The following is a 26,211-nucleotide window of genomic DNA, read 5'->3' on the forward strand; positions in this document are numbered from 1 at the left end:
TCTCGAAGTAATTTATTGTATAACCTATAAATTGTGTTTATGAAAGACAATTATGCTTTTCGGAGTTCGACGTTCATGCGGGCTTTATTAGTTTTGTTGTTCATGGCAGTTTCTATCCAGTGGGGCTTTGCCCAGTTAAACCTGAATGTGTCTCGTGGCACATTGGGGACAGTCATTGAACAAATCAAGTCTCAATCCAAGTATCAATTTTTTTATGACGACAAGCTGGCTGCGCTGTCAGTAGAAAACGTTAAAGTGAACAATGTATCCATTGAAGATGCTTTGAATGTTATTCTCAAGGGGAAGAACATTTCGTATAAAGTGGAGGACAACATCGTTTATCTTTCAGAAAAGACCGCTACTTCACAAGAAGGTAAGCAACAGGGGAAAGAGAGGACTATTACCGGAGTCGTATCAGATGATATGGGGCCTCTGATTGGTGTGAACGTATTGGTAAAAGGTACCAGCAATGGTTGTATTACAGACCTGGACGGTAACTTTACGTTGACCACTACAGAAGCGAATCCGGTACTTGTATTCTCTTATATCGGTTATAAGTCGCAGGAAATTTCGGCGACCGGTTCAGCTTCCATTAATGTACTGATGCAGAATGACACGCAGATGATTGAAGAAGTGGTGGTCACTGCCCTCGGTATCAAGCGATCGGAAAAGGCATTGTCCTACAATGTACAGCAGGTGAATACGGATGCCATTACTTCCAATAAAGACGCCAACTTTGTAAATTCATTGAGTGGCAAGGTAGCGGGTGTGAATATCAATGCTTCTTCATCCGGTGTGGGTGGCGTATCAAAGGTAGTGATGCGTGGTACGAAATCCATCATGCAGTCTTCCAATGCACTTTATGTTATTGACGGTGTGCCTATTTTCTCCGGACGTGGTACTGCCGGAGGTAAGGAGTTCGACTCTCAGGGTTCTTCAGAACCGATTGCCGACATCAACCCGGAAGACATCGAGTCAATGTCAGTCTTGACTGGTGCCGCCGCTGCTGCCTTGTATGGTTCGGAAGCTGCCAACGGTGCCATTGTCATTACTACAAAGAAAGGTAAAGAAGGTAAGGTGAGCCTTACTGTCAGCAGTAATACTGAATTCACCAATCCGTTTGTGATGCCGAGCTTCCAAAACCGTTACGGTACGGGAACCGGTGGTGTGATGAGCACTTCAGGAGCCATGAGCTGGGGAGCGCCTTTGTCTGCAGCCAATAACTACAATTACAGCCCGAGAGATGATTATTTCCAGACGGGTATTGTAGGAACAGAGAGCATTTCTTTGTCAACCGGTACAGAGAAAAACCAGACGTATGCATCGGCTGCTGCTGTAAACTCCAAGGGTATTGTTCCCAACAACAAATACAACCGTTACAACTTTACGGTACGTAACACCACTACTTTCCTGGACGACAAGATGACTCTGGATTTCGGTGCAAGCTATATTCTGCAGAATGACCAGAACATGACGAACCAGGGTACTTACAACAACCCGTTGGTGGGTGCTTATTTGTTCCCGCGCAGCAACGACTGGTCTGATATCAGCATGTATGAGCGCTATGACGCTGCCCGTAAAATTTATACGCAATACTGGCCGGTAGGTGACGAAGGTATGGTAATGCAGAATCCTTATTGGATTAACTACCGCAATCTGCGCCAGAACAAGAAGGACCGCTATATGCTGAATGCCGGTTTGAGCTATAAGATTCTGGACTGGCTGACTGTTTCAGGACGTGTACGTTTGGATAACTCCAACAATGATTATACAGAAAAGTTCTATGCTTCTACCAATACACAGCTCACCGAGAGCTCTTCACGAGGTCTTTATGGTATTACCAAGACGCAGGACAAACAGTTGTATGCAGACTTCCTGGTGAGTATCAACAAATATTTCGGTGAAGATTGGTCACTCCAGGCCAACGTCGGTGGTTCATTCTCCGATATACGTTCGGATGCAATGAAAACACGTGGTCCGATTGCTGATGGTGGCGATGCCTTCAGCGGCGAACCGGTAGGTTTGACCAACTACTTTGCCATCCAGAACCTGAGTGCCAGCAAGACACAGCGTTTGCAGGAAGGATGGCGTGAACAGACCCAGTCTCTCTTCGCTTCGGCTGAGCTTGGTTACAAGAACACTTACTTCTTGACGCTGACCGGACGTAACGACTGGCCTTCACAGCTGGCAGGTCCCAACTCCAACAGCAAATCATTCTTCTATCCTTCAGTCGGTGGTTCTGTTGTACTGTCTGAGCTAATGCCTAACTTGAACAAAGATTATCTTTCTTTTATAAAGGTTCGTGGTTCATGGGCATCTGTTGGTAGTGCTTTCTCCAGATATTTGGCTAATCCCCACTATGAATGGAATTCAAGTTCCGGCCAGTGGAGTATCACGACCCAATATCCGTTGTACAATTTGAAACCTGAACGTACCAATTCTTGGGAAATCGGTTTGAACATGCGTTTCCTCAAGAACTTTGAATTGGACGTGACATATTACAATGCCAAGACTATGAACCAGACATTCAACCCGCAGTTGCCTGTCAGCGGTTGGTCGGCTATGTATATCCAGACTGGTGCCGTACGTAACTCCGGTATTGAGTTGTCGCTGAATTACAAGAATACCTGGAAAGATTTTACATGGGATACCGGTATAACCTTCTCCAGTAACAAGAATAAAATCCTGACTTTGGCAGACAATGCCATCAATCCCGTTACCGGTGAGCTGTTCTCTTTGAGCACGTTGAATATGGGTGGCTTAGGTGATGCCCGCTTCTTGCTGAAAGAAGGTGGGAGCATGGGTGACCTTTACTCACTGCGAGATATGAAACGTGATGCCAACGGACAGATTTTTGTGGACCAAAATGGAACGGTTGCTACGGAAGCCATAACGGACCCGGATAAATATATCAAGTTGGGAAGCGTACTTCCTAAAGGTAATTTGGCTTGGCGTAATAACTTCATTTGGAAGAATTTCACAGCGGGCTTCTTGATTTCAGCCCGTTTGGGTGGTGTGGTTTACTCACGTACACAAGCTATGTTGGACTACTACGGTGTGTCCAAGGCGTCTGCCGATGCACGCGATTTAGGCTATGTGCTGGTGAATGGTAGAGATAAGGTAAACCCCGAAACATGGTACGGTGTAGTAGGTAGCGGCACGTCTGTTCCTCAATACTATACTTATTCTGCTACCAATGTCCGTCTGCAGGAAGTATCTTTGGGTTACACCATCCCCAGAAAGTTGTTGAATGATGTGTGCGATATCAAGGTTTCGTTGGTAGGCCGCAACTTGTGGATGATTTACAGCAAGGCTCCTTTCGATCCCGAAAGTGTAGCTTCTACCGATAACTTTTATCAGGGAATAGACTATTTCATGATGCCGGCTTTGCGTAACATCGGCTTTAGCTTGAGCTTTAAATTTTAATACCAAACGATATGAAAAAGAAAAATATTATAAATAAATTGATTGTTGCTCCGTTGGTTATGGGCTTTATGTCCTGTACCGGCAATTATATGGATATCAACTCCAATCCTTATCAACCGGGTGATTTGACTCCGGATGATTATGCACTGGGTTCTGCCATGAGTAACTTGGCAAGTACGGTTATCTCATCAGATGTCAATACGGCACAGTTTACTGATTGTTTGTTGGGTGGACCGTTGGGAGGTTATTTTGCCGATTCAAATGCCGGCTGGTCCAATACAATATCCAATTTTAATGCTACAAATGACTGGACGCGTGTGTTCTTGATAAGTGACCGTATCATTTCAACACTTTACGGTAACTTGAGCACAGTGAAACAAGTATCGGAGAATACCAATAATCCGGTTCCTTATGCCATTGCTCAAATCATAAAGGTTGCTGCCATGAGTCGCGTGACTGATGCGTATGGTCCTATTCCTTATTCTAAAATCGGTCAGGATGGCAAGATTACCATTCCTTATGATACGCAGGAAGAAGTATATAATGCATTCTTCAAGGAATTGGACGAGTCCATCACTGTATTGACTGAGAACAGAAATGCGGCATTGGTTGCTTCTGCAGACTTTGTATATAGCGGTAATGTGCAGAAATGGGTGAAATTTGCTAACTCCTTGAAGCTGCGTCTGGCTATCCGCATTGCCAATGTAAGCCCTGCTAAGGCTAAAGAAATGGCTGAAAGTGCGGTGAATCACGAATTGGGTCTGATTGAAACAAATGCAGACAATGCCACATGGAAATATTTCGGTACAATCAGCAATCCGTTGTTTGTGGCAGTACGTTACAATGAAGAAGCTTCAGGTGGTGATACCCATCCTGCTGCCGACATCATCTGCTACATGAACGGTTACAATGACAATCGCCGTGCCAGCTATTTTGAGGAGTCAAAATGGCCGGGAGAGGCTTATGTGGGATTGCGTCGCGGTATCAACCTCAGTAAGATGAAAGAGTATTTCATCAATTATTCGCGTGTGAAGATTTCCTCTTCTGATCCCGTGCTTTGGATGAATGCGGCAGAAGTTGCCTTCTTGCGTGCTGAAGCCACTGCAATCTATGGTTTCAACATGAAAGGAACCGCTGCTGATTTTTATGAACAAGGTGTCCGCCTCTCTTTCGAACAGTGGGGAGCTACAGGTGTAGACAGTTATCTGGCTGATGACAGTAGTGTGCCTGCTCTTTACAAAGATCCCGCCGGTCTTAATACCTATGAAAAGAATCTTTCCGCCATTACCGTCAAGTGGAATGAAGGGGCATCCAGAGAAGAAAAGCAGGAACGCATCATTACCCAGAAATGGATTGCCAATTGGCCGTTGGGTAACGAGGCTTGGGCTGACTATCGTCGTACGGGCTATCCCAAACTGTTGCCTGCAACCAGTGAAGGCAACTTAAGCGGTGGAGTTGTTGACAGCGAGAAAGGTGCACGCCGTATGCCTTATCCTTCTGAAGAATATACAAGTAATACTGAAAACGTGCAAGAGGCAGTAAGCAGCTATCTGGGTGGACCGGACAACATGGCTACTGACGTATGGTGGGCACGCAAATAATAACAATAAATGCTGAATAATTATGAAATTATATAAGAAATCATTCAAAGGAATTGCGCTGGCAGCTTTTTCCGTATTGGCATTGTCTGCCTGCTCTGACTGGACGGATTCAGAGAGTATTAAACTGAAAGAACCCGGAATCGACGAACAGTCTCCCGAACTATATGCCAAGTATCTGAAGAACTTGCGGGAATACAAGAATTCTGACCATAAGATTGTATACGGCTGGTTTGATAATAGTGAGAAAGTTCCTTTCAGCCGTGGACAGCACATGTCGGATGTTCCCGACAGTCTGGACGTAATTATTGCGACTACTCCCGATTTGGCGGAATTTGAGCTGGAAGATATTGCAAGCGTACACGAGAAAGGAACGAAAGTATTCTATTCCATCAGCTATGACAATATCTTGAAGGAACATACCGACAAGGTGAAGGAAGGAACGGAAACTTCTGCATTTTCGGCTTATCTTTCGGCTGAGTTGAACAGACTGATAGCTCTTGAAGCACCTTTCGACGGTATTGTAGCCGAGTATCGTGGCAGCAATCCTATCTACATGTCCGAAGCTGACAAAGCTGAAGCAAAGGCAAATCAGGATACCTTCTTCAGTGTGATGTCCAACTGGAAGAGTGCCAATTCAGGTAAGCAACTGGTGTTCCAGGGGTATCCTGCCAACCTGATAGGCCAGTCTGTGCTCTCTTCTTGTGACCATATCATCTTGATTACAAATGATGTCACGGATGTTGCCCAACTGGGGATAGAAGCGCTTCAGGCCTTGATGGCAGACGGTGTTCCGGCTGACCGCTTCATTGTATCGGCATCTACCGTCTCTCTGGATACAACAGATAAGACTACCGGATATTACAATGCTTTGAGAGCTCTGTCGGAAGCTGCTTATTGGGTGACAGAACCGTCTGCAGAGTTTACAAAAGCTGGTCTGGCTATTGAGAACATGCAGAATGATTATTACAATGCTACCAATACCTATCAATACGTGAGAGAAGCTATCAATATTATGAATCCTGCTCCTAAAAAATAAAAGAATATCATGAAACTGAAAAGTATATATTTAGTATCGATGGCATTATTGGCAGGTGTATTTGCTGCTTGTAATGATAATGACGTTGAGAATTTCGATAATCAGGTGTATATCAACGGCTCGGCGATGACCAGTACTGTGTTGTTGAAAAACACTGTTTCCGATACGGAAGGTTCATTCCGGATTTCAATGGCCCGTCCTGAATCGCAGGATATAACTATTGCCTTGAAGGCGGACCCTTCACTGGTAGCTACTTATAACGCTACCTATTATGACACAGCCGAGGCTCTGCCGGAAAACTATTATACGGTAGAAACTCCGCAGGCTACCATTTTGGCCGGTGCTGTCATTTCAGACGACATCACTGTCAGCTTCAAGAACTTGACGGAGCTGGACCGTGAGAAGGTATATGTATTGCCGGTTACGGTAGACCAGGCAAGCATCGGAGTCTTGAAGAGCTCCGGTACCATGTACTACGTGCTGAAGGGTGCCGCATTGATTAATACGGTTCCTGATATTACCAAGAATCTGGTTTACGTAACTTGGACCAATCCAGATGTAGCCAATAATATGAATAAGCTGACGGCAGAAGCGTTGATTCGTGTAAGCAAGTTTGACAAGATGCTGACTTCCATTATGGGTATCGAAGGTAAGTTCCTGCTCCGCATCGGTGATGCCGGAATTCCTCAAAACCAGTTGCAGGTGGCTACAAGTAGCGGCAATGTGACCGATGGGAGTCTGGTTATTCCGACAAACGAATGGACACATATCGCTGTGACCTACGATGCGGATGCAAAAACAGTTATAATCTACATCAATGGTAAGAATATGCTGGAGACTACTTTGGACTGCGGAGTCGTGAACTGGGGCCAGACCATGACCGATGAAGGTAACGGATTCTGGATTGGCCATTCATACAATCGTGACCGTTGGTTGGAAGGTAATATCTCAGAGGTGCGTATCTGGAACAAGGTGTTGACATCAGCAGAAATCAATGCAAAGGACCACTTCTACCAGGTAGAGCCGGATGCTGACGGACTGGTTTCTTACTGGAAGTTCGATGAGGGCGCCGGTACTGCCATTCACGATTATAGCGGAAATGAGAACAATGCTACTGCAGTGGAATCATTGACTTGGACTGCTGTGGAACTGCCCGCTAAATAATTTAGTTATACCTTAATTCAAATAAAAAGATATTGATTATGAAATATATGAATCATGTAAAATCAGGCTTGCTGGCAATGGCTTTTGCATGTGCAGGAATATGCTTCACCGGTTGTGAAGATGATGTTGTCATCAACACCGGCAACAGTGACAAGCTGGATACTGTGGATGGCGTGTATGGCTATGTAAAGTCTGCCGCCGGTGCACGTGAACTTACTCCGATTTCTGTTTTTGGCGACAAGGTTGCTACCGGACATCTCTATTTTGAACTGAGCAAAGCTGCAGAGCAGGATGTTACGGTGACCTTCAAAGTGGACGAAGACGTTTTGGAGGCTTACAATAAGAAGAATGGAACAAGCTATAAAATGTATCCCGCCGATAAGCTGAGCCTGGCGAACGGTGGAACTGCCACTATCAAGGCGGGCGAACAGAAGTCGGCTTCTGTGGAACTGAATATCAATGCCGGAGGCACAATCGGACAGACTTATGCTGTTGCCGTTTCTGCATCTGCCAATAACGGTGTGGAAGTTTCTACAAACAATCAGGAATATATTTACTTGGTAAAGCCTTTGGCTGCTATTCCTGAGAGTATCAGTAAGGGTGATATACTTACACATTGCTTTGTGGAAGTAAATGACGAGAACATCTTGAATATGGGTGAATATACTATGAAGAGCGACGGAAAGCCTTTCTTTGATGTTGTCAGCATTTTTGCAGCTAACATCAATGTGGATAGCAAGACTGGTCGCGTTCATGTTTTCTGCAATGACCAGGTTTCTTTCTTGCTGAGAAATGCGGATAAGTTCATCCGTCCTTTGCAGGCTAAAGGCATTAAGGTGGTGATGACTATTCTTGGTAACCATGACGAGGCAGGTATGGGCAACCTTTCGGAAGCTGCTGCCAAAGACTTTGCCAAGGAACTGAAAGCCTACTTGGATATTTATGGTTTGGATGGCATTGACTTTGATGATGAGTACACCAGTTATAATAACTCCAATCCCAGTCCCGGCTTCGAAAAACGTTCACGTGCCAACTTCGCGCGCTTGGTTTACGAATGCCGCCAAGTGTTTGGCAAAAAGTTGATTGGTGTGTATGAATATGGTTCTCTCGACTCTCCCGACGGCGAGGTAGAAGGTGTGAAAGTAGGTGATATTGTGGATTATATGACCTACGGTTATTACCAGAATCAGAATCCTAATGGAGCCTTTGGCCGTGAAGAGTCTCATTTTGAGAACCTGCCCAAATCCAAGTATGCTCCGTTACCCTGGAAGATTAATGATGAGCTGAACGGAGGCTGGAGCGGATTTGACAAAAGCAAATTCCAAAAAGTGAAGGATGAAGGTTATGGTATTCAGATGTTCTACAACCCCAAACCACTGATGTATCAGTATTACGTGTTGCTTTCGGAAATAAGTGAGGTGCTCTTTGATGATGGAGTGGAATGGAGTGGCAAGTACTGGAGCCGTACCGGTGAAGCTTATCAGGGCAAAATGTTGGGTTATGAAGATTTGGTCGGCGAGTGGAAGGTAACTTCCAGCAATTCCCTCTTTACCTATGTGGATGAAGAAGGTAATCCTCGCTGGTGGGATTGGAAAGGCAGCCAGGAGTTTGAGAAGAATGTGATCATTGAAAAGGATGAAGAAGGTACCGGATATGTGGTTTACAACTGGGGTACTTTCCCCGAAATCACCGGTAAGTATCCGATGCATTGCGATTACTATAACGGTGCACTGCTCATCTATCCGCAAACCATTCATGAGGGCGATGCTGAAGACCCTGCTACCTACAAAATGCATTTCGGTACTTACAGTAAGAATTTCCAGTGGAAGGCATATCCTAACTATGATGATTACTATATGGATGGTGCTATTGCTCCTAACGGTGATATGCATATCTATGGCTTGGGCAACAGATGGGCTATCAATCCCTATAAGTATGTAGGCGGTGAGATTGAGACCGACATCTTCCCCGATGTTCCTTACTTCGTGAGTGAGAACTATACGATGAAGAAGGTACGCTGATGCCGTGTTTTCCGTAAACTGAGGTTTCGGAAAACGGATGCTTGAACCTTTTCATACATGAAACAAAGGAGGGCTTTGCTCAAAGTAATAGGGCGGCCCTCCTCAAGCATTCTCATATAACAAGATTCTATTATGAAGCTATACACCTACTTATACAATAAACAATATGAAGAAAAACATGAAATCTAGTTCCATACTGTTGGGCGGACTTTTTCTGCTGGGGGCGGTTTGCAGCTGTACCCAGACGGCACCGGACTATGCGTCTTACGTCAATCCGTTCATCGGTACGGGTGGACATGGGCATACCTATCCCGGAGCGGTAGTTCCCAACGGGATGATTCAGCCCAGCCCCGACACGCGTATCTACGAGTGGGATGCCTGCTCCGGATATTACTATGCAGATACTACTATCAACGGATTTTCACATACCCACGTCAGCGGTACGGGTTGTGCCGATTACGGGGATGTGCTGCTGATGCCCACTGTAGGTCGGCAGGATTACCACTCCGTGGGCTCGAAGAGCCAGCAGATGGCGTACGCCTCTGCCTTTTCCCACGAGAATGAAACAGCCGAACCGGGATATTATTCCGTATTTTTGGACCGCTACGGGGTGAAAGCCGAACTGACCTCTACCAAACGTGCGGCGATTCATCGCTATACCTTCCCGAAAGCGGAAGATGCAGGCTTTATCCTCGACCTGGATTACAGTATCCAGCGCCAGAAGAATGAACAGATGGAGCTGGAAGTAATCAGCGATACTGAAATCCGTGGACGCAAGAAGACTGTATATTGGGCTTTCGACCAGTATATCAACTTCTATGCCAAGTTCTCCAAACCATTCACCTATACGCTGGTCACGGACTCCATGGCATTGGACGAAGGCGGTCCGCTTCTGCCTACAGCTAAAGCTTTACTGCAATTCCAGACGGAGCCCAATGAAGAGGTATTGGTAAAGGTAGGTGTGTCTGCCGTGGATATGGACGGTGCCCGCAAGAATGTGGAAGCCGAAATCTCCGGATGGGATTTTGACGGTGTGCGCCGTGCTGCCCGCCAGCAGTGGAACACTTATCTTTCCAAGATTGACATCGATACGAAGGACAACGACCAGCGTACCATGTTCTACACGGCACTTTACCACACGGGTATGCAGCCCAACTTGTTTACCGATGCTGACGGACGTTACTTTGGTATGGACTTGAAGCCCCATCAAGGCAGGGTGGACGAGCCTATCTACACCATTTTCTCTTTATGGGACACTTTCCGTGCCTATCATCCGCTGATGACGATTATTGATCCTGAACTGAACGAGGCTTTCATCCGTTCGCTCATCCAGAAGTCCCGCGAGGGCGGCGTCCTGCCTATGTGGGAACTGGCCGGAAACTATACGGGTACCATGATTGGTTATCATGCAGCCTCCCTCATAGCGGATTCTTATGTAAAGGGATACCGTAACTTCGACGTGCAGGAGGCTTACAAGGCTTGCCTCCGTACGGCAGAATACGATACGACGGGTATTATCACCCATCCTTTGGTTGTGCCGCATCTGATGCCGCAGGCCAAGTACTGGAAGAACAAGATTGGCTACGTGCCTTGCGATAAAGACAATGAATCTGTGGCTAAAGCTTTGGAATATGCTTACGATGACTGGTGTATCTCCGTACTGGCAGGTGCCTTGGACGACGAAGCCAACCGCGATAAGTATGCGGCCTTTGCCGAGGGATATAAAGTTTATTTCGATCCGAGTACCCGCTTCATGCGCGGACTGGACAGTGAGGGCAACTGGCGTACGCCTTTCAACCCCCGCGCTTCCAATCACCGTAATGATGACTATTGCGAAGGTACGGCATGGCAGTGGACTTGGTTCGTTCCCCACGATGTGGACGGATTGGTAGAACTGATGGGAGGACGCGACGCCTTCATCGGCAAGTTGGATTCTCTGTTCACGGCCGATTCCAAGCTGGAAGGTGAATCGACCTCGGTGGATATTTCCGGTCTGATAGGCCAGTATGCCCACGGCAATGAGCCAAGCCATCACATTGCCCATCTCTACAACTACGTAGGCCAGCCCTGGCGTACGCAGGAGATTGTGGATGAGGTGCTGCATACGCTTTACTTCAACAACCCCGACGGACTTTCGGGCAATGAAGACTGCGGACAGATGTCTGCATGGTACATTCTGAATGCGATGGGCTTCTATCAGGTATGCCCCGGCAAGCCGGTATATTCCATCGGACGCCCGCTGTTCAACGAGGCGACCGTTCATCTGAAAGACGGCAAGTCGTTCAAGGTGATAGCCCACAACAACAGCCGCGACAACAAGTATGTGCGGAGCATTGTGCTGAACGGCAATAAGTTGGAGACTCCATTCTTCACGCATCAGGATATAGTGGACGGTGGTACGCTGGAGCTGACTATGGGCAGTGAACCGTTGAAGTGACACAGATAATATACAGAAGGGATGAGCCGAAAAAATCATAATCCTATATCGTGGGTCCCCACCGTATATTTTGCCATGGGATTGCCGTTTGTGGTGCTGAACATGGTTTCTGTGTTGATGTTCAAGGGGCTGGGTATCGGTGACGCGCAGATTGCTCTGTGGACGTCGCTCATCATGATGCCCTGGACGCTGAAGTTCCTTTGGAGTCCGTTCCTTGAAATGTTCAAGACGAAGAAGTTTTTCGTGGTACTGACGCAGATGGTTACCGGAGCAGGTTTTGCTCTGGTGGCTTTGACGTTGCAGTTACCGTTCTTTTTTGCGATATGCATTGCGCTGCTGGCAGTGATTGCTTTCAGCGGAGCCACGCACGATGTGGCTACGGATGGTGTCTACATGTCGGAACTGAACAAGCAGGACCAGGCCAAGTATATCGGTTGGCAGGGAGCCTTCTACAATATAGCGAAGATTGTGGCGTCCGGCGGGTTGGTCTGGCTGGCAGGTGCCTTGCTGGTAGGTTTCGGTGGGGTGGAGGGTGCCACAGAGGCAGTCCGCCACGAGGCTACCCGGCATGCATGGATGACGGTGATGCTGATATTGGCGGCGGTGATGCTGCTGCTTGGCTTCTACCACATGCGCATGCTGCCATCGGGCGGTGCTGCCGCATCCGGCGCCAAGTCGGCAAGAGAGACGTGGGAGCAGTTGGTGGCGGTAATCAAGGATTTCTTCTTGAAGAAGCACATCTGGTACTATATAGCGTTCATTATCCTTTATCGCCTTGCCGAGGGTTTTGTCATGAAGATTGTCCCTCTTTTCTTGAAGGCGGAGCGTTCGGCAGGTGGCTTGGGACTGAATGAGCAGCAGATAGGTTTGTACTACGGCACTTATGGGGCGGCAGCCTTTGTGCTGGGGTCACTGTTGGCAGGCTATTACATTTCGCACCGGGGATTGCGGCGGACGCTGTTCTCTCTGTGCTGCATCTTCAATCTGCCTTTTGTAGCGTATACCCTGCTTGCCATGTACCAGCCGGAAAGCGGGTTGCTGATAGGTAGTGCCATCGTGCTCGAGTACTTCGGTTATGGTTTTGGTTTTGTGGGACTGACTTTGTTCATGATGCAGCAGGTGGCGCCGGGAAAGCACCAGATGGCACATTATGCCTTTGCTTCGGGCATCATGAATCTGGGTGTGATGTTGCCGGGCACAATCAGCGGTTTTGTCAGCGACTGGTTGGGGTACGAGGCGTTCTTTACCTTCACGCTGTTTGCCACCATTCCGGCGTTCCTCATTACGTACTTCATACCGTTTACGTATGCCGATGAGAAGAAACAACAATAACCAATTAATAATATAGAGCAATTATGAGCAACAAAATCACAATGCCTTGGGAAGAACGGCCGGCAGGCTGTAAGGATGTAATGTGGCGTTATTCGGAGAATCCCGTAATAGACCGCTACCATATTCCGTCGTCGAACAGCATTTTCAACAGTGCGGTGGTTCCGTTTAAGGATGGTTATGCCGGTGTGTTCCGTTGTGACAACCGGGCGGTGCAGATGAATATCTTTGCCGGTTTCAGCAAGGACGGCATCCACTGGGAAATAGAGCATGAGCCAATCAAGTTCAAGGCCGGGAATACGGACATGATAGAGTCCGAATATAAATACGATCCGCGCGTGACATGGATTGAGGACCGCTACTGGATTACGTGGTGCAACGGCTACTACGGCCCCACCATCGGCATCGGCTATACTTTCGATTTCAAGGAGTTCTTCCAGTGCGAGAATGCTTTCTTGCCTTTCAACCGCAACGGTGTGTTGTTGCCTCAGAAGTTCGATGGCAAATATGCGCTCTTGAGCCGTCCCAGCGATAGCGGACATACTCCTTTTGGCGACATCTACATTAGCTTCAGCCCTGACATGAAATTCTGGGGCGAACACCGCCATGTGATGGCTCCTACGCCTTTCCCCGAAAGTGCCTGGCAGTGTACCAAGATAGGGGCAGGTTCGGTACCGTTCCTCACGGACGAGGGTTGGCTGATGTTCTATCATGGCGTGATAACCACTTGTAACGGTTTCCGTTACTCCATGGGAGCAGCTATTCTGGATAAGGACAATCCTGCCAAGTTGCTCTACCGCACCCGTGAGTATCTGCTTGCGCCTGCTGCTCCTTATGAGTTGCAAGGTGATGTTCCCAACGTGGTGTTCCCTTGCGCAGCGTTGCAAGATGGAGAACGTGTAGCTGTATACTACGGTGCAGCCGATACGGTAGTGGGGCTTGCCTTTGGGTATATCCGTGAGATTCTGGAGTTCACGAAGCGCACAAGTATTTTGTAAGTACCAAGCAGTTGGCAGGCGCTCGGTATTGCTGAAAAGCGCCTGCCGTAACTGCTTTATACTTAGTGTAATGTCACTGCAAAGATACTGCATGCTTTTTGCAGTGCTACTGCAAAGCCGTTGCAGCGCCACTGCAAAGCTGATGCAGCGTCACTGCAAAACTGTTGCAGTGCTACTGCAAAGTAGTTTGCAGTGTCACTGCAGACCGTTTGCAATAACTTTGCAGAGTGCATGCAATGACACCGGCATGGGTAGCGTGCTCACTAACTAATAAAGAACAAATCCTTACTATATTATGAAACGACTGATTACTTTCTGTATCATCTCCTTTGGAATGCTCACGGCATCTATGGCTGCGGAGAAGCATCCTGCGGACTATGTGAATCCTTTTGTCGGTACCACCAACTTCGGTACCACGAATCCGGGAGCCGTCTGTCCCAATGGAATGATGTCCGTAGTGCCCTTCAACGTGATGGGTTCGGAGGACAACAAATACGATAAAGATGCCCGCTGGTGGTCTACTCCCTATGAGTATCACAATTGTTTCTTTACCGGATACTCGCATGTCAATTTGAGCGGTGTGGGCTGTCCGGAATTGGGTTCTCTGCTGCTGATGCCCACTACGGGAGAGCTGTCCGTAGATTATAAGGAATATGGAAGCCGCTATAAGGACGAGCAGGCATCCCCCGGATATTACAGCAACTTCCTGACCCGCTACAATGTGAAGACGGAAGTGACGGCAACTCCTCGCACGGGTGTGGCGCGTTTCACCTTTCCTGCCGGGCAGAGCCATGTGCTGCTGAACCTGGGCGAAGGCCTGACCAATGAATCGGGAGCTTTTCTGCGCCAGACGGGTAAATGCGAGTTTGAAGGTATGAAGCTGCTGGGTACTTTCTGCTACAACCCACAAGCCGTTTTTCCCATCTACTTTGTGATGCGTGTCAACAAGCAGCCCGCCGCTTCGGGCTACTGGAAGAAGCAGCGCCCCATGACCGGTGTAGAGGCCGAATGGGACCCCGATAACGGACGCTACAAACTTTACACCCGCTACCAGAAGGAACTGGCGGGAGATGATATCGGCGCCTATCTTACATTCGATACCGAAGAAGGCGAGCAGGTGGAAGTACAGATGGGAGTCTCTTTTGTGAGCATGGAGAATGCCCGCCTCAATCTGGATACCGAGCAGCAGGGAAAGAACTTCGGTCAAGTGCTGGAAGAAGCCCGTCGCCGCTGGAACGATGACCTCTCGCGCATCCTTGTGGAAGGAGGTACGGAAGAGCAGAAAACCGTTTTTTATACGGCACTCTATCATACGCTGATACATCCCAATATCCTGCAAGATGTGAACGGGGAATATCCCGCTATGGAGAGTGATAAGATTTTGACTACCCAAGGCGACCGTTATACCGTCTTTTCTTTGTGGGACACTTACCGCAATGTGCACCAGCTTCTTACGCTGGTATATCCCGAACGGCAATTGCAGATGGTGCGCTCCATGCTCGACATGTACCGCGAACACGGCTGGCTTCCCAAATGGGAACTCTACGGACGTGAGACGCTGACCATGGAAGGTGACCCTTCCATTCCCGTCATCGTCGACACCTGGCTGAAAGGTCTGCGCGACTTTGATATAGAACTGGCCTACGAAGCCATGCGCAAGGGAGCCACCCTGCCGGGAGCGGAGAATCTGCTCCGTCCGGACAATGACGACTACGTGTCATTGGGATATGTGCCCCTGCGGGAGCAGTATGACAATTCCGTTTCACATGCCCTGGAATACTATATTGCCGACAATGCCTTGTCACGCATAGCCGCTGCGCTTGGCAAGAAGGAGGATGCCCGTCTGTTCCACGAACGTTCGCTGGGCTACAAGCATTATTACTGTAAGGAGTACGGTACTTTCCGTCCTATCCTGCCTAACGGTGAGTTCTATGCTCCTTTCGACCCGAGGCAGGGAGAGAACTTTGAGCCGAACCCCGGATTTCACGAAGGTTGTGCCTGGAACTATACTTTCTATGTTCCCCACGATGTGAAAGGGCTTGCCCGGCTCATGGGTGGAAAGAAGCCGTTCGTAGACAAGCTTCAGCGCGTGTTCGACGAAGGACTGTACGACCCTGCCAACGAACCGGACATTGCATACGCCCATCTTTTCTCTTATTTCAAGGGTGAGGAGTGGCGCACGCAGAAAGAACTGCACCGCCTTTTGCAGAAGTATTTCAAGAATGCCCCCGACGGAATTCCCGGCAATGATGATACCGGAACGATGTCCGCTTGGGCTATCTTCAATATGATGGGCTTTTATCCGGATTGTCCCGGAGAACCGGCTTATACGCTGTCTACTCCGGTATTTGATAAGGTGACCATAAAGCTCGACCCTAAGTATTGGGGACGCGACCAACTGGTGATAGAGACGGAACGCCCGTCGGCAGAGTCGCTTTATATCCGTGAAATGGAACTGGGAGGAAAAAAACTGTCCCGATATCGTATCACTCATGAAGAACTGGTGCAGAGTGGAAAACTGCGATTTAGGCTTCGATAGGTATTGTGAGTCAGGATAGCATCGGTGATGGTTTAGGTTGCCCGTCGTTGACAGAGTTCATGTCAGTGGCGGGCTTTTCTATGCAGGTTGGCTTCCGGCAGGCTGATAGGGTATTTCGAACCAGAATTCGGAACCTTTCCCCGGAATAGAGCTGACGCCCACTTTTCCGTTCATTTTCTCGGCAATCATGGTGCAGATGGAGAGTCCGAGACCCGTGCCTTGTTTAAAGCTGTTTAGCTTGACAAAGCGTTCGAATACATCCTTTTGCTTTTCGGGAGGAATGCCGCAACCGGTATCACGGACAAAGAAGCGAATCCTGTCTTCTTGCGGCAGGTGATAACCAATGTCGATGAAACCTTCTTCCGTATGCTTGAGGGCGTTTGACAGATAGTTGTTCAGTACTTGTCTTACCCGTTTGGGGACTGTGTGAATAATACAGTAATCCGCACCGGGCAGGAGACGTATACTGACTTCGGACGGAAGTTTCAGTTTTGCCATCGTCTGCATTTCATCAAGCGTCTTGTTTACATCCATATCTCCTTCTGTGAATTCGAGAATGCCAGCTTCGATGCGTGACAGGTCGAGAATATCATTAATCAGTTGCAGCAGCAGTTGGGTGTTTTCTTCGATGATATGTATGTATTCCTTTGTATCTTCGTCTTGTATATAATCGGAAAGTATGGAGGAGAATCCGACGATGGCGTTTAGCGGAGTACGTATCTCGTGGCTCATGTTGGCGAGAAAAGCCGATTTCAGGCGGTTGGCTTCTTCTGCTTTCTCTTTGGCTGCCAGCAGTTCGGTGATGTCCAGTGCAGAACTGACAATCCACCTCTCTTTCCCTTTGTTGTAGGACACCAGCGTTTTGTGAAACGACAGAATATACTCTCTGCCTTTGGGATTGACAAAGTGTTTGATGTAGGACTGGGGAGTTTCCGACTCTTCAACTTCTTTGTCTGTCTCCTGAATGAAATTATCTTGCATTAGGGGTTTGAACTCCTCTTCATAGTGTCCCACAATATCCTCAGCGGGGACTTCCATCATCTCTGCCGCTTTTTTGTTCCATATCAGGTAGCGTCCTTCATCGTTTTTGTCTTTTACTGTAGTGGCGATGGGGAGGTTCTCCAGAATACTTTCAAGGAAGAAACGGTATTTTTCGTTTTCCCGGCGTTGGACTTCGTCTTCCGTAATGTCGCGTATGAAGGCTATGACATAATTTCTGTTGAGGTAGACCATGCGCACTGCGATATATAGTTTCTCACCACTTTCTATTCTTATCTTTAGGGTCAGGCTGTCCGAAGTGCGGGTATTCAGTACGCGTAACAGCGACGTCATGTATTTCCGGCATTCATCGGCGTCTGTCACCAAATCTTTGATGTTGAGAGTTCCCAGGTTTTGGAACGGAAGTCTGTTCGCCTTTTCGGTAGGTGTATTGAGCAGTTTTACGACAAAACCTTGTCTGTTCAGCAGATATACCGGAATGTCTATTGCCCGGATAATCTGCCTGTTCAGACTTTTGTATTTATAATTTATCCAGTATAGAAAGCTTGCAGATGTAGCGGCAATCAACAGAAATAACTGTATTTCTCCAAATAATGTAAGATGCATACGCGGTATCTTTCATTTCGTCTGTCCCCGTTGACGAAGGTTATTATATAAAAAGCGCGAGGACTGTTATTGCCTATCTGCATTCGAGGCTCTGGAAAATGCCCACGTCATAAATAGACAACAGTCCCCACGCCTAAGTATATAATAACATAGACGTGAAGAAACTGTTGCTATCATCCCATGACGTTTATTGAATTTTCCAGATTCCGAATAGGCAGGGATAATAACTTTCGCTTCTTGCGTTCTTATCGAATCAAGTCAAAAATGGCCGTTATCACTATAACTGCCAAGACTTTGGTGCAAAAGTAGTATATTTTTTTTGGATGTACGATATGATGAGGAGAATAAAGTGTATATGCAAACAAAGCGTGATGGTATTTGACCGTCACGCTTTGTATAGCTTGCCATTAAAAGTTGTTAGAGAGAATTGTTAGAGGATTTATTTCATGGCTTCTATCGTATATCCTTGTTGTTTCAGAAGGTTCAACACTCCATTGTCTCCGGGCAGGTGTCCGGCGCCGACTACGAAAAGGGTAGGGGCTTCTGTCATGATAGCAGGCATCTTTTCAACCCATGCCTTGTTGCGGTTGTCCAGCATGGCTTCCATCTCTCCAGGCAGCGGGTCGCATGAATTGCCGTCGCGCTCTTCCATCAGTTGCAGCATGGCATCCAGGTCCTGCTTTTCATAAGCGGCAATCAGGCGCTTGCTTTGCTCGATACCTTTCTCGATGTCACTGATAGCGCAGTAGAGGAGGTTTGCCTGGCGTTGCAGCGTCTGGCTGTTGAACAGAATGTCTATTTGTGACTGGGCTGTTTCCAGACCGCCAACTTTCTTGCCTTGCTGTCCGGCCTGCTGCTGGAAGTAAGTGTCGAGCTGTTCTTGCGGGTTGAAGCCCGGAGTATGTTTCATGTAGAGCAGGACGACAAGCTGCTGGTTGATGGCAGCCGGTTTCAGTTGAGCAAGCATGGCGATGTCTACCATCATATTCTCTTTTACAACTTTACCCACTTCTTCGTATTGCTCGGGAGTAAAGAGGTTTTGCAGCGTGGTGTCTTTGGGCATCATCATCTGCTGTTGCATGCTTTGCATGAAGGCGGGAGTCGCCATTTCGCTCATCACGACCTCACCGTAGACTTGGGTGGTTTCGTTCATGGCCTGCGGCATGGCGGCGATGCTGTCCTTGATGCTGAGTGGAGAGAGATGGTAAGTACCGAAAATATAGGATGGTTTCTCTAATCCTTTACCGGATACTTTCCATAAAAGTTGTGCATTGGCACTCAGCGCAATGCTGATGAATAAGAGGATGCCTAAAAGTTTCTTCATTGCTTTCTTCTTTTAATTGTTTCTGGACTATCAGTCGGGAAAGAGTAAAGAAAATCACAAGAAGGGGAAAAATTAGTATCATTTTATTCTTCCTCCGCAGAGCCAGTGTTGGGTGTAATATTTTTCCCGGAGGTTGCTGACTATGACTCCCTGGCTGGTACTGGCATGGATAAACTTGCCGTCCTTGAGGTAAATACCCACATGGGCTACTTTTTTGCGGGAAGCACGGCTGGTGAAGAACACCAAATCTCCCTCACGCAAGTTGCGGCGGGAGATTTTGCTGCTCTCTTTCAGTTGCCCGTCTGTGCTTCTCGACAGACGGGTGTGGTAAACTTTCTTATACAGTTGCGATACCAGTCCGGAGCAGTCCGTTCCACGCTTGCTGTCACCGCCTGCACGATAGGGGGTGCCTATCCATTCGGAGGCATGGATGTACAGCTTGTGGTTGTCCTGCAGTTCAATATCCACTCCCAAACGGACGGATGCCTGTGCCAGGGCTTTGTAGTCCAGGCGTGGCGCGGAAGTATGGCAGGAACTTAAGCCTATCAATATGATGGTAAGAGCTACTATATAAGAAAGATATTTTTTCATGCTTCCGAATTTTTTTCTTCTACCGTTTTATCTTCTTTTTCCGTTATTTCTTCTACGGCTGCTTCTACTACTGTTTCTTCTACCACGGCTTCTTCCTCCACACCGACGTTGAAGTAAGCTTCCAATTCCTGCTCGGCAGAGTTGTTCTCATTTCGTATATCGCGGATAATAACACCGTTTTCTAACAATGCAATACGTGGACAAACGTCCACTGTGTGATTCAGGTTATGGCTGGAAATGATGACGGTGGCTCCGTGCTCTTCATTGTATCTTTTCAGCAAGTGTTTGATTACAGACTGTGAACTGGGGTCAAGGAAGTTGAACGGTTCATCCAGAATCAACAGTTGCGGGTGATGTAGCATAGCGGAGATGATGCCGATTTTCTGCTTGTTTCCGGCAGAATAGTTGCGGATGAATTTTTTCTGCCCCATCACTTCGCCGTTCATGAAGCGTTCGAAGGGAAGCAGGCGTTCGTCTACCTCCTCTTTCTTCAGACCGTACATCTTGCCGATGAAATAGAAGTATTCTTCGGGAGTGAGGTAGTCTATCAGGAAACCGTCGTCTATAAAGGCTCCTGTGAAGTTCTTCCAGTCCTCACTTTTGCTGACGTCAATGTCATTGATGGTTACATTGCCCCGGTCTGCCTGTAGCAAGTCAAGAATAAGGCGGAAGAGGGTGGTCTTGCCTGCACCGTTGTTGCCTACCAGTCCCAGCATATCGCCTTGCCCGATGGTGTAGTTCTCTATATCTACGGCTTTTTTTGTGCCGAAATTCTTCTGTAAATTATTGATGCGTATCATGTTAGTGATTGATGTTTAATGATTTCTATTTCTGTCTACTGTCCCTGAAGCCTTCCATATTCTTGTAGCGGCGTTTCATGAGCCGGTGATATACATTCATCAGCCAGAATTTGGAAGTGGCGATGAATGTCACGCCGATGCCGATAAGTATCCAGGGGGTGACCTCTTTGCCAAAGATGGCATTCAGTGCAAAAAGCAGCAGTAAAGGTATGCCGAAAGCACCTCCTGAAATCAGATTCTGCAGACCGGTGCCTATATTCTGCCGGCTGGTCATCTTTGAATTCAGGTCGGTAGTCTTGTTGTTGTAGACTGCCAGTTGGAACAGACAGCAGTATACGGCTCCCGGAATGAATATCAGCCATGCGATGCAACCGAGTACGGATACCTTCCCGGTAACCATACCGGGAATCATCAGAATCGTAGGAATGAGCAATGCAATGCTGTACAGTATGTATTTGGCACGCAGCAGCGAGTAGATAGATTCCTTGCGGCTCATCAGTCCGTCAATGTAATTGCCTTCGTAACCCATCAGTGTGCTGAGGAACATGATGCCGAAGATAATGTAATTATAAAGGACGAAGAAATCTCTCAGACCTCCGTCATACACATCGGAAAAGCTAATGATACTACTGAACATTATCACTACACCGGTGATGGAATAGAGCGAACGCTTACAAATCTTGTTGCGTAGCAATAACTTGAGTTCCAGTCTCATGTATTCGCCTATTTCGCCGTAGCGGTCGAGGAATTTGTATTCGGATACATGTTTTATCCGTGTATCTTCCACTTTGTTCAGTTCATTGTAGATGAGTTTCTGCATCAGGGTGCGGTTGATGAACCACATGAGGGCGATGGCAGCCAGTACACCGATGAATGACAGTATATTACCGGTGATGAACCCTTCTCCCAGATTGACAAAACAGTCGAAAAGCGGACTGTTGTCCGGAATGAATAGTGCGGCGGCAATGCCACCATATACTACTACCGGTAGTGCCAGCCACCAGATGCGCTCACCCATCAGTGTGCGGCACAACAAGAACCAGTAGTTATTGAATACCATCAGCAGCCAGATGCCAATGCAATAGGTCAGCACACCACTGATTCCATAGAATTTGGTGACGGTGATGATGGAAAACGGAACAAACAGAAACAGCCAGAACAGATTGAAGCCATCCAGTCCGGAACGGATCAGCAGGAAGTCGATAAGACGGTTCCGCTTGATGGGAAGCAGCAGGTAGGGCTTCACTTCCTGGGTGGGTGTTTTTTGGAAAGGCAGGCGTATCAGGAAATCCAGCACAAGGACAAATATCAATCCGGAATTCATTACGTGATAGGCTTCTGTGGCACCGCCGTCAAAGGCGAATGCAAAGGTCGTACCGAAGAATATCAGGTAACCGGCCCAGAAGACAAACATGAAGTACATCCAGAATTTTCCGAATTTACTTTTTTCGTACATCGGATTTCGTTTTTCTGCCAGTTTTCCGTGCTTGCGCAAATCTAAGAAAAGACTCATAGTATTTGTATATATAGAGTTTGTATAAAAAAAGCTGCGCTGCCTTTCATCGAACAACGCAGCCTTCTGTGTGTATGGCTCTCTTATTCTTTATCAGGAGTTTCAGGACTGATCATTGATACCTCAATCTCATTCTTCTGCTTGAACAAGTCGTCGGTGAACTTTTGGATGTCCTTCACGGTGATGCTGTTGACAATCTGTTCGTAATCCTTTATCGGATTCATACCGGTGAACAGGTATTCGTCAATGCTGCCCAGCCAGTAGCTGTTTTCCTTCAAGTCTTCGGCGTGTTTTTTCAGCATGAACTCCTTCACTTTATTCAGGTCTCCTTCCGACGGACCTGCTTTGGCGATGTTGTCGAGTTCTGTAAAGATAATCTGCATCAACTTTTCTCTTTTTGCCGGAGCGGTTTCGAATATAATTTGCAGAAGGGCCTTTTCTTTCGGATATTTGCTTAACTGGCCGCCTACATATACACCGTAAGTGCCACCTTCGTCTTCACGTACCTTGGCTGTATAAACCAAGTCAAGAATCTGGCTGGTCATATCCAGCAGGATGTTATTTTTCAGGTCGTACTTGCAGTCACCGTTCAGCAGGACAAAATTCGACGCTTTAGCAGTTTCCTGCTTCCTTACGAACTCATTCTTATAAACTCCCTGGCGCATGTCGACTTTATTGTCCTTGAATGTTTCCTTGCGGTTGATGGCAGGCAGTGAACCCAGGTACTCGGCGATGAGTGGTTTCATTTCCTCCACATTCACATTTCCTACAAAGATAAAGGTAAAATCGCTGGCATCTTTGTAGCGGTCTTGATACATGGACAGAATCTTGTCATAATCCATCTTGTCAATCATGTCCGCCTTTATTCTGGCTCTTCTGGGATGGTGCATGTAAATACCGGCCGAGACAGAGTCACTGAACGCCACCTGGGGATTCATTTCCATATTCTGCAAAGCAGCTTTGTTGCGGTTCTTGTAGGATGCGAAGGCATCGTCGTCACGGCGTGGAGCGGTGAACGTCAAGTAAGTGAGCTGCATCATTGTTTCGAAGTCTTTCGGTGAACAGCTGCCATTGACGGTTTCTGTCTTGTCACCGATACCATAGCTGACGGAAGCTTTCTTGCCGGCCAGAACTTTTTCCAGGTCTACGGCACTGAAATTACCCAGACCACCGACACTCACTGCATCCAGTCCGTTGATGTTGATGATTTCCGAGTCGGGGAACAGGGAACTACCGCCTAGGCTGACTCCCTTCATGCGGATTTCGTCTGCCTTGAAATCTGTCTTCTTGATAATGACCTTGACTCCGTTGGAGAGTGTCAGCGTTGTAGTGCCGAATGTATCATCTGTCTGCTCGGATACAATCTTTCCGCCTTTCGGGGCTTCGGCCATCAAAGGTTCATCCGACACCTTGTCTACGTAGGCAGTCAGTTTTTCAGCTTTAATATCTTTCAGAATCTTCTTGATTGCATCTTCTGTCGGCATTTTCAATCCTTCCTTATCCGGACCGAGAATTGCGACTACCTGGTTACTGTCTGTCACGAGGGCTTGCATCATCTGGTTCAGTGCGGCAACCGGAATGGCGGGAGCTATCTGATTGATGATGGCGTATTCGTTTTCGATGCCCGGAATCGGTTCGTTATCGAGGAAATGACGGACATATTCATCCACGTACTCTTCATTCTTGCGTTTGTCACGCTCGTTATAAGCAGATTCCAGTTGGCGCAGATATTCGGCACGGGCACGGTTGTATTCCGTTTCCGTAAAGCCGAATTGGCGGGCGCGTTCTGTTTCGCGCAGGAGAGTGGCTATTCCATTTTCTATGGCATCTTCCTTGCAGACAACGACACCGGTGAAGGCATCTTTGGTTTTGGCAACAAAGAAATCATCGTCATAAGTGGCGGCATATATATAAGGAGGATTGGCGGTCTGTACCAATTCGTTCAGACGCGCATTCAGCATATTGTTGATGAGCGTGGTTGCATAATTCTGTACCAGATAGCCCATGTCGCCTTTCTGCTCGTCAGGAGTGGCTTCGTGCTTGTTGAAGATGAGGGCTTGTACATTGGACTGTTCCTTGTCCTGATAAACCAATACAATAGGCTCCTTGTTGTCGTTTACCGGATAGTACTCGCGTTTGGCAGCATTGGGCTGGGCGGGAATATCAGAAAACATTTTCTTGATTTGGGCTTCGATGGCGTCCACATCTATATCGCCAACTACCACAATACCCTGAAGGTCTGGACGGTACCACTTTTCATAGTAGTCTCTCAAAGTTTGCGGTTTGAAGTTCATAACGACCTCCATCGTTCCGATAGGGAAACAAGTGGCATACTTCGTTCCTTCGAACATGACTGGAAGCATCTTCTCCTGGAAGCGTTGTATGGCGCTCATACGGGTGCGCCATTCTTCGTTGATGACTCCGCGTTCTTTGTCTATTTCCTTCGGGTCCAGGGTCAAATCGTTACTCCAGTCGTGCAGAATCAGCAGGCAGGAGTCGATGGCTCCCGGAGTAGTGACCGGCACATTGGAAATGTTGTATACGGTTTCGTCTACGGAAGTATAGGCGTTCAAGTTCTCACCGAATTTCACCCCGATACGCTCCAGGTATTGCTTCAGTGCATCACCGGGGAAGTGGGTCGTTCCATTGAAACACATGTGTTCCAGGAAGTGGGCAAGGCCGCGCTGGTCGGCTTCTTCCTGAATGGAGCCTACCTTTTGGGCAATGTAAAAGTCGGCCCGGTTTGCAGGCTGGCTGTTCTTGCGGATATAATAGGTCAATCCGTTGTCCAACTTTCCGATACGGACATTTTTGTCGACCGGGATAGGCGGCATTTGCTGTGCAAATACCTGCTGAAAATTGCAGCAAAGAATTAACGCTACAATCCATAAACCACGTAATAGATGTTTCATATTATTATGAATTTAAATTGTTCTTGAACTATCTGTCGGACAGCCCTTGGATAAATCACAACTTCTGTTGTTTTTTTCGGATTCCATTCCGGATAAATGGAATTTATCTGACTGCTTCCCGGATGCGGACCAATTTGGTCAGCAGGTCTTCCAGCAGGTCGAGTTTCAGCATGTTGGCGCCGTCACTCTTGGCTACGGCGGGATTTTCGTGGGTTTCGATGAACAGTCCGTCTACACCTACGGCAACACCGGCTTTGGCTACGGTCTCGATAAGTTGCGGCATACCTCCCGTGACGCCACTGGTCTGGTTGGGCTGTTGCAAGGAGTGGGTTACATCCAGGATGACGGGGAAACCGAAGGTCTGCATTTCGGGGATGCTGCGATAGTCGATGACTAAATCCTGATAACCGAAAGTAGTTCCGCGTTCCGTCAGCATGACGTTCCTATTGCCTGCTTCCACTACTTTATCAGCCGCAAAGCGCATGGCAAGCGGAGAGAGGAACTGCCCTTTCTTGATGTTGATGGTTTTTCCGGTTTTGGCGGCGGCTACAAGCAGGTCTGTCTGCCGGCAGAGGAAGGCGGGAATTTGCAGAATATCCACATATTCGGCAGCCATGGTGGCTTCTTCGGCTGCATGAATGTCGGTCACGGTAGGTACTCCGAAGGTGGTGTGCACTTTTTGCAGTATCTTCAGCGCCTTTTCGTCACCGATACCCATAAAGGAATCCAGACGCGAACGGTTGGCTTTACGGTACGACCCTTTGAATACGTATGGGATTTGCAGTTTTTCTGTGATGGTCACGATACGTTCGGCAATGCGCATTGCCATTTCTTCTCCTTCAATGACACAAGGACCTGCCAGTAGGAAGAAGTTTCCGGTAGGATTATTCTTTAATTCAATCATAGGTTGTTACT

Annotated in this window: 16 protein-coding genes; 9 read left to right on the forward strand and 7 right to left on the reverse strand. The window is 47.6% G+C overall.

The features are described from left to right. The first annotated feature begins 39 nt into the window (after positions 1-39). From DWZ67_RS14200 to DWZ67_RS14240, 9 genes are all read left to right on the forward strand, one after another. On the forward strand, positions 40-3,426 hold the full coding sequence (locus tag DWZ67_RS14200) for a TonB-dependent receptor (RefSeq protein WP_120139122.1): 3,387 nt from the start codon (positions 40-42) through the stop codon (positions 3,424-3,426). 11 nt (positions 3,427-3,437) lie between these two features. Beyond that, entirely contained in the window at positions 3,438-5,027 is a 1,590-nt protein-coding gene (locus DWZ67_RS14205; RefSeq protein ID WP_120139124.1) for a RagB/SusD family nutrient uptake outer membrane protein, read from the forward strand. Positions 5,028-5,049: 22 nt separating this feature from the next. Continuing rightward, positions 5,050-6,063: a glycoside hydrolase family 18 gene (locus tag DWZ67_RS14210; RefSeq protein WP_120139126.1), complete on the forward strand. Its 1,014-nt coding sequence runs from the start codon at positions 5,050-5,052 to the stop codon at positions 6,061-6,063. 9 nt (positions 6,064-6,072) lie between these two features. After that, positions 6,073-7,227: a DUF1735 and LamG domain-containing protein gene (locus tag DWZ67_RS14215; RefSeq protein ID WP_120139128.1), complete on the forward strand. Its 1,155-nt coding sequence runs from the start codon at positions 6,073-6,075 to the stop codon at positions 7,225-7,227. Positions 7,228-7,265: 38 nt separating this feature from the next. Then, positions 7,266-9,248, forward strand: a complete 1,983-nt coding sequence (locus tag DWZ67_RS14220) for a BT_3987 domain-containing protein (RefSeq protein WP_005828869.1) — start codon at positions 7,266-7,268, stop codon at positions 9,246-9,248. 166 nt (positions 9,249-9,414) lie between these two features. Continuing rightward, entirely contained in the window at positions 9,415-11,685 is a 2,271-nt protein-coding gene (locus DWZ67_RS14225; protein WP_117703438.1) for a GH92 family glycosyl hydrolase, read from the forward strand. Between the two features lie 21 nt (positions 11,686-11,706). After that, positions 11,707-13,017 carry an MFS transporter gene (locus DWZ67_RS14230; RefSeq protein ID WP_120139130.1) on the forward strand — a complete coding sequence of 437 codons (1,311 nt, stop codon included), beginning with the start codon at positions 11,707-11,709 and terminating at the stop codon, positions 13,015-13,017. A 23-nt stretch (positions 13,018-13,040) separates the two neighbouring features. Beyond that, the gene (locus DWZ67_RS14235; protein WP_005828866.1) at positions 13,041-14,012 is read left to right on the forward strand and encodes a glycoside hydrolase family 130 protein; all 972 of its coding nucleotides are present in this window, start codon (positions 13,041-13,043) and stop codon (positions 14,010-14,012) included. Positions 14,013-14,307: 295 nt separating this feature from the next. After that, a complete protein-coding gene (locus DWZ67_RS14240; protein ID WP_087332990.1) occupies positions 14,308-16,551 on the forward strand; it encodes a GH92 family glycosyl hydrolase in 2,244 nt (747 codons plus the stop codon). A 78-nt stretch (positions 16,552-16,629) separates the two neighbouring features. On the opposite strand, the gene DWZ67_RS14245 is transcribed toward DWZ67_RS14240, so the two are convergent. From DWZ67_RS14245 to kdsA, 7 genes are all read right to left on the reverse strand, one after another. Continuing rightward, on the reverse strand, positions 16,630-18,156 hold the full coding sequence (locus tag DWZ67_RS14245; RefSeq protein WP_120139132.1) for a PAS domain-containing protein: 1,527 nt from the start codon (positions 18,154-18,156) through the stop codon (positions 16,630-16,632). A 439-nt stretch (positions 18,157-18,595) separates the two neighbouring features. Further along, complete coding sequence (locus tag DWZ67_RS14250) at positions 18,596-19,480, reverse strand: TraB/GumN family protein (protein ID WP_005835496.1); 885 nt, start codon at positions 19,478-19,480, stop codon at positions 18,596-18,598. A 78-nt stretch (positions 19,481-19,558) separates the two neighbouring features. After that, the gene (locus DWZ67_RS14255; protein ID WP_005828855.1) at positions 19,559-20,071 is read right to left on the reverse strand and encodes a C40 family peptidase; all 513 of its coding nucleotides are present in this window, start codon (positions 20,069-20,071) and stop codon (positions 19,559-19,561) included. Continuing rightward, positions 20,068-20,871: an ABC transporter ATP-binding protein gene (locus DWZ67_RS14260; RefSeq protein ID WP_005828854.1), complete on the reverse strand. Its 804-nt coding sequence runs from the start codon at positions 20,869-20,871 to the stop codon at positions 20,068-20,070. The genes DWZ67_RS14255 and DWZ67_RS14260 overlap by 4 nt, the downstream gene beginning before the upstream one ends. Positions 20,872-20,896: 25 nt before the next feature. Next, positions 20,897-22,384 carry a DUF5687 family protein gene (locus tag DWZ67_RS14265; protein ID WP_005828852.1) on the reverse strand — a complete coding sequence of 496 codons (1,488 nt, stop codon included), beginning with the start codon at positions 22,382-22,384 and terminating at the stop codon, positions 20,897-20,899. Positions 22,385-22,467: 83 nt separating this feature from the next. Beyond that, a complete protein-coding gene (locus DWZ67_RS14270) occupies positions 22,468-25,296 on the reverse strand; it encodes a M16 family metallopeptidase (protein ID WP_120139134.1) in 2,829 nt (942 codons plus the stop codon). Positions 25,297-25,399: 103 nt separating this feature from the next. Next, on the reverse strand, positions 25,400-26,200 hold the full coding sequence (kdsA, locus tag DWZ67_RS14275) for a 3-deoxy-8-phosphooctulonate synthase (protein ID WP_120139136.1): 801 nt from the start codon (positions 26,198-26,200) through the stop codon (positions 25,400-25,402). Positions 26,201-26,211 lie beyond the last annotated feature (11 nt).

Origin of the sequence: Bacteroides sp. AF34-31BH, from assembly GCF_003602795.1 — a bacterium.
Lineage (GTDB): Bacteria > Bacteroidota > Bacteroidia > Bacteroidales > Bacteroidaceae > Bacteroides > Bacteroides uniformis.

What these genes read in the sequence shown, in the direction of transcription:
- DWZ67_RS14200 (WP_120139122.1), top strand. Translation starts at nt 40, where the DNA reads ATGAAAGACAATTATGCTTTTCGGAGTTCGACGTTCATGCGGGCTTTA.
- DWZ67_RS14205 (WP_120139124.1), top strand. Translation starts at nt 3,438, where the DNA reads ATGAAAAAGAAAAATATTATAAATAAATTGATTGTTGCTCCGTTGGTT.
- DWZ67_RS14210 (WP_120139126.1), top strand. Translation starts at nt 5,050, where the DNA reads ATGAAATTATATAAGAAATCATTCAAAGGAATTGCGCTGGCAGCTTTT.
- DWZ67_RS14215 (WP_120139128.1), top strand. Translation starts at nt 6,073, where the DNA reads ATGAAACTGAAAAGTATATATTTAGTATCGATGGCATTATTGGCAGGT.
- DWZ67_RS14220 (WP_005828869.1), top strand. Translation starts at nt 7,266, where the DNA reads ATGAAATATATGAATCATGTAAAATCAGGCTTGCTGGCAATGGCTTTT.
- DWZ67_RS14225 (WP_117703438.1), top strand. Translation starts at nt 9,415, where the DNA reads ATGAAGAAAAACATGAAATCTAGTTCCATACTGTTGGGCGGACTTTTT.
- DWZ67_RS14230 (WP_120139130.1), top strand. Translation starts at nt 11,707, where the DNA reads ATGAGCCGAAAAAATCATAATCCTATATCGTGGGTCCCCACCGTATAT.
- DWZ67_RS14235 (WP_005828866.1), top strand. Translation starts at nt 13,041, where the DNA reads ATGAGCAACAAAATCACAATGCCTTGGGAAGAACGGCCGGCAGGCTGT.
- DWZ67_RS14240 (WP_087332990.1), top strand. Translation starts at nt 14,308, where the DNA reads ATGAAACGACTGATTACTTTCTGTATCATCTCCTTTGGAATGCTCACG.
- DWZ67_RS14245 (WP_120139132.1), bottom strand. Translation starts at nt 18,156, where the DNA reads ATGCATCTTACATTATTTGGAGAAATACAGTTATTTCTGTTGATTGCC.
- DWZ67_RS14250 (WP_005835496.1), bottom strand. Translation starts at nt 19,480, where the DNA reads ATGAAGAAACTTTTAGGCATCCTCTTATTCATCAGCATTGCGCTGAGT.
- DWZ67_RS14255 (WP_005828855.1), bottom strand. Translation starts at nt 20,071, where the DNA reads ATGAAAAAATATCTTTCTTATATAGTAGCTCTTACCATCATATTGATA.
- DWZ67_RS14260 (WP_005828854.1), bottom strand. Translation starts at nt 20,871, where the DNA reads ATGATACGCATCAATAATTTACAGAAGAATTTCGGCACAAAAAAAGCC.
- DWZ67_RS14265 (WP_005828852.1), bottom strand. Translation starts at nt 22,384, where the DNA reads ATGAGTCTTTTCTTAGATTTGCGCAAGCACGGAAAACTGGCAGAAAAA.
- DWZ67_RS14270 (WP_120139134.1), bottom strand. Translation starts at nt 25,296, where the DNA reads ATGAAACATCTATTACGTGGTTTATGGATTGTAGCGTTAATTCTTTGC.
- kdsA (WP_120139136.1), bottom strand. Translation starts at nt 26,200, where the DNA reads ATGATTGAATTAAAGAATAATCCTACCGGAAACTTCTTCCTACTGGCA.